We start from the raw sequence: 8,087 nt of genomic DNA on the forward strand, positions 1-8,087 counted from the left end.
ATGCCTTCCGTTCGCTGCTCGGTATCGCCGGCAGAGTTCAGGCGCCGACCTACGCCGAGCTATATTCCGGCGCTTGGACGCACCCTACATGTGGTGGGTGTCTGCGTTAACCGGATAGGCACGGTTTGACCTTTCGGCACTGTCGTTTCGGTGGCCATGACAACGGAATCCTTCCAAGGAAAGTCTTTGACGCTGTCATCTTATGGCCAAGGTGGAGGCCGCCATTGATTTAGCGCAACGCGTGTTGACTAATTTTTATCATATCGGTAGGTTTGAAAAACGCCAACGAAATATCGAGTTCTCATGGCCCGATCCACCGCCCGCGCCGCAGCAGCCAAGCGCGAGCAGATCCTCGAGGCGGCGATCCTGCGGTTCGGGCGGCAGTCCTATGAGGACACATCGCTCAGGGCGATCGCCGCCGATGTCGGTATCGATGTCGCTCATGTGCACCGCTCCTTCGGCTCGAAGGAACTGCTCTTCGCCGACGCTGTCCGCGCAACGACGCGCCCGGAACGTTTCCTTGGCGGTCCGCCGGGCCTGCTGGCCGCCAGGCTCTCGGCCGAGATTCTTGTTCGTCAGGCGATGCATGACAACGGCGAGGTCGGACCGCTCGACATCCTCATGCGCTCGCTGAGCAGCCGCGAAGCCTCCAGGATCCTGCACGACAGCACTCTGGCCGATTTCATCGAGCCGATTTCAAAGATGACCTATCCGTCCTCCGCGCGGCGCGCCTCGATGATCGCCGCCGTGCTCCTCGGGATCGGTGTCCTCCGGGATATCCTCCGTATCGAGCCGCTGCTCGATACGGAGGACGGAGAGATTCAGCAGCTCACCATCCAACTCCTCAAGGTTCTGATCGGCGACCGTCCCCATGATGTGGCCGCAGGCGCGGCGGAAGGAGACAATCGATGACGGCAGCAGACTCCGCCGCCAAGCCTTCGACGTCGGTTGTCGCGGCGGGCGAACAGAGCGTCGGCACCGAAGGGTTTCGCGCCATCGACCGCATGACCAACGTGTTCATAGCGCAGTTCACGGCCGGCTTTTCGCCGGCCTCCCTTGCGCTCGCATTCTTCGACTGGTCAATTCATCTGGCGGCCGCCCCGGGCAAGCGCGCGGAACTCGTCAACAAGGCGGCGCGCAAGATAGGCCGCCTTCTGGGCTACCTCGCCGCGGCCAGCACCCATCCCGATACGCCGCCGTGCATCGAGCCGCTGCCGGGAGATTATCGGTTTGCGGCGGAGGGCTGGAGGAAGCAGCCCTACGCCGCCTTCGCCCAGGCGTTTCTGCTCAATCAGCAATGGTGGCACAATGTCACCCACGAAGTGCCCGGTGTCACACCGCACCATGAGCACGTCGTCTCCTTCCTCGCCCGCCAGCTGCTCGATACGTTCTCACCCTCGAACAATCCGCTCACCAATCCCGAGGTCGTCGCCAGGGCCTTTGAGACCGGTGGTGCGAATTTCGTCCAGGGCTGGCGCAACTTCGTCGAAGACGCCACCCGAGCGGCCACCAACAAGCCACCGGTCGGAGCCGACGGTTTCATTCCCGGCAAGGATGTCGCTGTCACCTCCGGCAAGGTCGTCTACCGCAACCACCTGATCGAACTGATCCAATACGCCCCGACGACCGACAAGGTCCGGCCGGAGCCGATCCTGATCATCCCAGCCTGGATCATGAAATACTACATCCTCGATCTATCGCCGGAGAATTCGCTGGTCCGCCATCTGGTCGAGCAAGGCCACACGGTCTTCTGTGTCTCCTGGCGCAATCCGGACGCCGCCGACCGCGACCTCACCATGGACGACTACAGGCGCATGGGCGTGATGGCCGCCCTCGATGCAGTGGGCGCCATCGTTCCCGATCGGAAGATCCATGCCACCGGTTACTGCCTCGGCGGCACGCTGCTCGCGATCGCCGCCGCCGCCATGGGACGGACCGGTGACGACCGGCTCGCCTCCGTCACCCTGTTCGCCGCCCAGATCGATTTCACCGAGTCCGGCGAGCTCGCCCTCTTCATCGACCACAGCGAGATGCATTTCCTCGACAGCATGATGTGGAACCGGGGCTATCTCTCCTCCGACCAGATGGCCGGCGCCTTCCAGCTGCTGCGCACCAACGATCTCGTCTGGTCGCGTCATGTGCGCGAGTATCTGATGGGCGAGCGCGCGCCGATGATCGACCTCATGGCGTGGAACGCGGACTCCACCCGCATGCCCTACCGCATGCACTCCGACTATCTGCGCCGTCTCTATCTCGGCAACGAGCTGGCGGCCGGCCGCTTCATGGTCGACGGCCGCCCTGCGGTTCCCCAGAACATCCGCGCGCCCATGTTCGTCGTCGGCACCGAGCGCGACCACGTCGCGCCTTGGCGGTCCGTCTACAAGGTCCACCAGCTCACCGACACCGACGTCACCTTCGTCCTGACCAGCGGCGGCCACAATGCCGGCATCGTCAGCGAGCCCGGTCATCCCCGGCGCCGCTTCCGTGTCGCCACGAAGCACGCCGCCGACCTCGATCTCGGTGCAGAGGAGTGGCTTCTCGCGGCGGAGCGGAAGGACGGCTCCTGGTGGATCGAATGGACGCAATGGCTCGGTGCCCAATCCTCGCCGGACTCCGTACCGCCCCCCGGCATGGGCGCCCCGGCCAAAGGCTATCCGCCGATCGAGGACGCACCGGGCTCCTACGTCTTGCAGCGATGAGGTGCGATGACCCGGGATTTCCTCACCAATCACGCCTTCAATGCGCTGCGGCCCCGCGGGCACAGCCTCCCTGGTGGGGATCGCCGCAGCCTCGGGGGACGTGGATCTGCTGCATCATGCAGCGAGGCAGCCGTGAATCGGTGTGAGATCGATCTTTGCGGGGCAGCTTCCAATGCCGCATAAAAAGCACGCTGCGGAAGAGGAACAGGCCCAACGCGCCGGTCGCCCCCGAGCGCACATCAGCGGCCCCGCGACACAACGCGATCGACCGCTCGGTCCCAGGATCGGCATTGAACATGTAGTGATTGACGGCAAGGTGGTGAGCCTTCGGGAACGAAGCGTAGTCGAAAAATCATTTGGCGAGCTTCTGCATTTCGAATCCGACCTGGCCGGACACAGGCCCCCGATTCTCCTCGTGGCGCCGCTCTCGGGCATGAGGGCGGAAATTCTCTACGACATGATCCTTGGACTATTGCCCCGGCACGACGTCCATTGTCTCGCCTGGAAAGACGCCGCCGACGTTCCGCTCAGCGACGGTGCGTTCGGCCTCGAAGACAACATCACCTATGTCGTCGAGATGATCCGCTATCTCGGGGCTGGAGCCCATGTGATCGGACTTTGCCAGTCCGCCTTGCCGGCGCTGGCAGCGGCGGCGATCCTCGCGGAGGATCCGGGGCGGCCCGCGACGCTGACGCTCCTGGGCGGCAAGCTCGACACGCGCATCAACCCGACCCGGCTCGATCGCCTGACACGCAGCCTGCCTCCGGCATGGTTCGAGACATGTTCCATTTCCACCGTTCCCGCCTCCCGGCGAGGGCACAACCGGCGTGTCTATCCGGGCAGCACCGAGTTGATGATGCTTTCGACCTATCTGTTCCGTCATTGCGCGAGCGGTGGCGAACTTCTCGCCAAGTTCTTCCATGACGACGGCAGCGATGCTGCAGGCCATCCATTCGCCAAACTTTTCTTCTCGATCGACGATGTGCCGGCGGAATTCTTCCTGGACACGGTTGCTCAGCTGTTCCACCGGGCCGCCCTGGCAGAGGGTCAATTGGCCTGGCAGGGCACAATCGTCGATCCCGAACGCGTCACGGAAACCGCGCTGCTGACCATCGAAGGCGAGGCAGACGATATCTCGGGACCGGGTCAAACGCATGTCGCCCATGATCTCTGTGTCGGGATTCCCGCCGAACGGCGTGGCCATTTTCTCTGCCCGCACACGGGTCATCTGGGGCTGTTCTTCGGCTCCCGCTGGCGACAGCAGGTTCTTCCGCATATCAGCCGCTTCATTTGGGACAATGCACATTGAGCCATTCGGACGCGCGCATCCTGCACGGCAATTCACGCCCACCGACAGGGAAGAGAATTGCTTTACCGCTCAGGAAGGCCGCTCCCACTCATCCCGTTCAGGCGCAACCTGGCAATATATTGTGTGAAGGACTCACATCATAATGGTGGAACTTGAGCCGAACCAGGCGGCGACGGATAGCGCGGCGACAGGTGGCAACGCGCGGCCCCAGCCGCGACATATCGATTTCCTGCTGGTCGGAGGCGGCGTCGCCAGCGCCGTCGCGGCCGAGACGCTGCGATCGGAAGGAGCGGCCGGTTCGATCCTGATCCTGTCACAGGAAGACGTGCCGCCCTATCACCGGCCGCCTCTGTCCAAGCAGATGCTGCTCGATGCCGGCAACGAGCGGCAGATCTTCGTAAACCCCGAAAGCTTCTATCGCGACAAGGCGATCGATCTGCAACTCAATACGCGGGTGACTTCCGTCGATCCGGGGAACCACGCGGTAACGACCGCAACCGGAGAACGGATCGGCTATGGCCGGCTCCTGATCGCGACCGGCGCGACAGCCAGGCCGCTTCTCGTCCCTGGCGCGGATCTCGCCGGAGTCCATACCCTGCGGCAGAAAGCCGACGCCGAGATGGTTCGGCGGGCCGCCGCCCAGGCCCGGCGTGCCGTCGTGCTCGGCGGCAGCTTTCTGGGGATGGAAATCGCCATGTCGCTGGTCGAGCGCGGCCTTGAAGTCACCATCATCGAGTTCGGTGCGCGACTTCTCCCTCATCTCGAATCCGATGACCTCTCCGCCCACTTCCGGCGCCATGTCGAAAGTCGTGGAGTGTCGGTGGTGCTGAACGACACGGCCGCCGCTCTGCGGGGCCAGGACCATGTCCAGGAACTCGAAACAACATCCGGGCGGCGGATACCCTGCGAGCTTGTGGTCATCAGCATCGGTATCGTGCCGGCCACCGAATTCCTGCGGGGCAGCGGCATTGCCCTCGAGGAGGGGCGCGTCGTGGTCGATGCGCTGCTCAGGACGAGCGCGCCGGATGTCTTCGCGGCCGGCGATGTCACGACCTTCTATGACCCCGTCTTCGCGCGGCAGCGCCACATCGAACATTGGGACAATGCGGTGAAGCAGGGGCGCCTTGCCGCCAGGAACATGGTGGGACGCCGGCTGCCCTATGACGAGGTTTCCTATTTCTTCTGCGAGATCGGCGATATCGGTTTCAACATGCTCGGCTGGCCCGCGGAGGCGGAAGAACGGATCAGCCGGGGCGAGATCGAGACCCGATCCTTCGCGCTGTTCTATCTCAAGGGCGACGTGCCGCGTGCGCTGTTCTCGATAGGCCGGCCTGTCGATGAAACCCGGCTTGCCGAAGGCTTGATCCGCCATCGGGCAAACCTGCGCGCGATCAAGGACCGGCTGTGTGATCCGGCCTTTCCCCTCGACCATCTTCCCACGCAGACCGCACTGGTCCTTCAGGGCGGGGGTGCCCTCGGCGCCTTCGAGTGCGGTGTCGTCAAGGCGCTGGAAGAGGAGCGGATTTTCCCCGACATCGTCGCCGGCGTTTCGATCGGCGCGTTCAACGGCGCGATCATCGCCAGCAACCCGCGTCACGCGACGCCCGCCCTCGAAGCATTCTGGGCTGATCTGGCCGTCGCGACCGCGGATCTGCCGTTGGGTTGCGGAGAGGGAATGGCCGCGGCATGGCAGATCCTGACATTCGGCGTGCCGCGCTTTTTCCGGCCCCGCTGGATGCCGCCGTTCTGTTTTCGCACCGAATTCCCGATGCACTGGACGAGCTACTACGACACCGCGCCGGTGAAGGAGCTTCTTGCGAAATACGTGGATTTCGCGGCTCTCAAGACCAGCCCCGTGCGGCTGCTTCTCAGCGCCGTCAATGTCACTACGGCGGAGCTTGAAGTCTTTGACAGCTACGTCGACGATCTCACTCCCGAGCATGTCCTGGCCAGCGGCAGCCTGCCGCCCGGGTTTCCCTGGACGGTCGTCGACGGCAAGGCCTACTGGGACGGCGGCATCGTCAGCAACTCACCGCTTGATCTTCTCATCGATCGCTGCGGTCCGGATGGGAAGCGCGTTTTCATCGTCGATCTGTTCTCGGGCACAAGTCCGCTTCCGACCAACATGATGGAGGTGCTGCTCCGACGCGACGAGATCGTCTATTCCGAACGGATCAGAAGCGACCTGCATCATCGCGAAACGATCAGCGCCTATCGCAGGCTCATCGATCACATCCTCACCCATTGCGATCCGGCGGAGATCGCGAGGATCAAGCATTTGCCGGCGTATATTCAACTCATGGGCGATGGCGCCGCGACGAACATCACGCGGTTCATGCGGCAAGGACAAGACCGGGAGCCTGCCTCCCTGGACTATGATTTTTCATACAAAGCCATCCGATCGCATCAAACCGAAGGTTACGCGGTCGCCAGGAAAGTCATTCACGGTGGCTCAACTGGCCCAATTTCCCGAGATACCTCTCCCCCCTCGTGAATCACAAGTCGCGAGAGTTCGTAAAGACGCCCACCTCCATGAGCTGAGCCGCTTCTCCATTTGGCCTGCTGCCCGTCTTTGGATCGCCCTGGTGGACGCCTTCCATCGCTATTCGGTCCGGTCATCAGCATGAGAAGCGCTCGCATCATCTCGCCGGCCTTTCTCCTCCCGTGCCGGACGACCGGCACTGCGGCGGCACGGCTGGTCAGGATGATCGGCACCCGTTCCCCCATCGCAATGCCCGCCGACCGGGCATTGGTGAGGCAGGCGAGTTGCCTGGCCAACATGGTCCCGGCCTCGATGTTCGGCACGATCAGGGCGTCCGCGCACCCTGCCACGATCGAGCCGACATCATGGCGCCGCTCCCTTGCGGCTACGGCGTGATCGCGACCTTCATCACGCCGTCCCGCTGATGGCTGAAGAGGTCATAGGCTTCGACGATCTGGTCGAGCGTGAAGCGATGCGTGACGAGGGGCTTGAGGTCGAGCCGCCCGTTCGCGATCACCTCCATCAGCCGTCGCATGCGCTCCTTGCCGCCCGGGCAGAGCGTGGTGACGATGGTATGGTCCCCGAGGCCGGCGGCGAACGCGTCGTACGGGATGGTCAGGTCGGTCGAATACACGCCGAGGGAGGATAGCGTCCCGCCCGGCCGCAGCACGCGCATGGCCGATTCGAAGGTGGCCTGGGTGCCGAGCGCCTCGATCGCCACATCGACGCCGCGCCCATCCGTCAGGCGCATGATCTCCTGCACGGGATTGACCCTGGAGAAGTCCACCAGATGGTCGGCGCCGAGGCGGCGCGCGATGGCGAGCCGCTCGGGCACGCGGTCCACGGCGATGATGGTGGTAGCGCCCATCAGCTTCGCCCCGGCGGTCGCGCAGAGGCCGATCGGGCCCTGGGCGAAGACGGCCACGGTATCGCCGATATGCACCTTGCCGCTCTCGGCGCCGGAGAAGCCGGTGGACATGATGTCGGGGCACATCAGCACCTGCTCGTCGGTCAGTTCGTCCGGCACCGGGGCCAGATTCGTCATGGCATCGGGCACCAGCACGTACTCCGCCTGGCAGCCGTCTATCGTATTGCCGAAGCGCCAGCCGCCCATCGGCCGCCACCCGTGCTTCGTGCCTGCCCCGTCCTGGCTGCATCGCCCACAGAGGCACGCATTGGACCAGCCGGACGGGGTGATGGCGCCCGCGATCACCCTTTGGCCTTCGTGGTAGCCCTTCACGCTCGACCCCAGGCGCTCGATCACGCCGACCGGCTCATGGCCGATGGTCAACCCGGCGGCGACGGGGTACTCCCCCTTCATGATGTGCACGTCGGTGCCGCAGATGGTCGTTGTCGTGATGCGGAGCAGCGCATCGAGCGGGCCGACCTCGGGGACCGGCTTCTCGCGCAACTCGATCTTCCCGGATTCGACGAAGACGGTGGCCTTCATGGTCTTTGGCATCAGCATGCTCCTTCGAAATGCAGGGTCGGGGGGCGCCTAGCAGGTTGCGGAAATTCGGCTGTTCAAACCGGTGTTGATCTGATTCGCTGATTCTGTGGATTGGGGGCGGTATGATGCGTGGAGCGGATCGTCAGA

The 8,087-nt window shown here is 63.9% G+C and carries 5 protein-coding genes and 1 pseudogene; 5 read left to right on the forward strand and 1 reads right to left on the reverse strand.

All coding sequences use genetic code 11. The annotated features are described in order from the left end of the window. The 5 genes and pseudogenes from C8P66_RS23150 to C8P66_RS23170 form a co-directional block, all read left to right on the forward strand. Positions 1-110 (forward strand): annotated as a pseudogene (locus C8P66_RS23150) (IS1595 family transposase); the annotation flags it as partial. Between the two features lie 193 nt (positions 111-303). Continuing rightward, positions 304-912 carry a TetR/AcrR family transcriptional regulator gene (locus C8P66_RS23155; protein ID WP_111400647.1) on the forward strand — a complete coding sequence of 203 codons (609 nt, stop codon included), beginning with the start codon at positions 304-306 and terminating at the stop codon, positions 910-912. After that, positions 909-2,699, forward strand: coding sequence for a PHA/PHB synthase family protein (locus C8P66_RS23160; RefSeq protein WP_111400648.1), 1,791 nt, complete (start codon positions 909-911; stop codon positions 2,697-2,699). Before C8P66_RS23155 ends, C8P66_RS23160 begins: the two co-directional genes overlap by 4 nt. A 172-nt stretch (positions 2,700-2,871) precedes the next feature. Next, positions 2,872-4,008 (forward strand): polyhydroxyalkanoate depolymerase, encoded by a 1,137-nt coding sequence (gene phaZ, locus C8P66_RS23165; protein WP_111400649.1) that lies wholly within the window; start codon positions 2,872-2,874, stop codon positions 4,006-4,008. 142 nt (positions 4,009-4,150) lie between these two features. Continuing rightward, on the forward strand, positions 4,151-6,502 hold the full coding sequence (locus C8P66_RS23170) for an FAD-dependent oxidoreductase (protein ID WP_111400650.1): 2,352 nt from the start codon (positions 4,151-4,153) through the stop codon (positions 6,500-6,502). A gap of 373 nt (positions 6,503-6,875) precedes the next feature. Here C8P66_RS23170 and C8P66_RS23180 read toward each other — a convergent pair whose 3' ends face one another. After that, the gene (locus C8P66_RS23180; RefSeq protein ID WP_245903762.1) at positions 6,876-7,940 is read right to left on the reverse strand and encodes an NAD(P)-dependent alcohol dehydrogenase; all 1,065 of its coding nucleotides are present in this window, start codon (positions 7,938-7,940) and stop codon (positions 6,876-6,878) included. Positions 7,941-8,087: the final 147 nt, after the last annotated feature.

It is taken from the genome of Humitalea rosea, assembly GCF_003253705.1.
Lineage (GTDB): Bacteria > Pseudomonadota > Alphaproteobacteria > Acetobacterales > Acetobacteraceae > Humitalea > Humitalea rosea.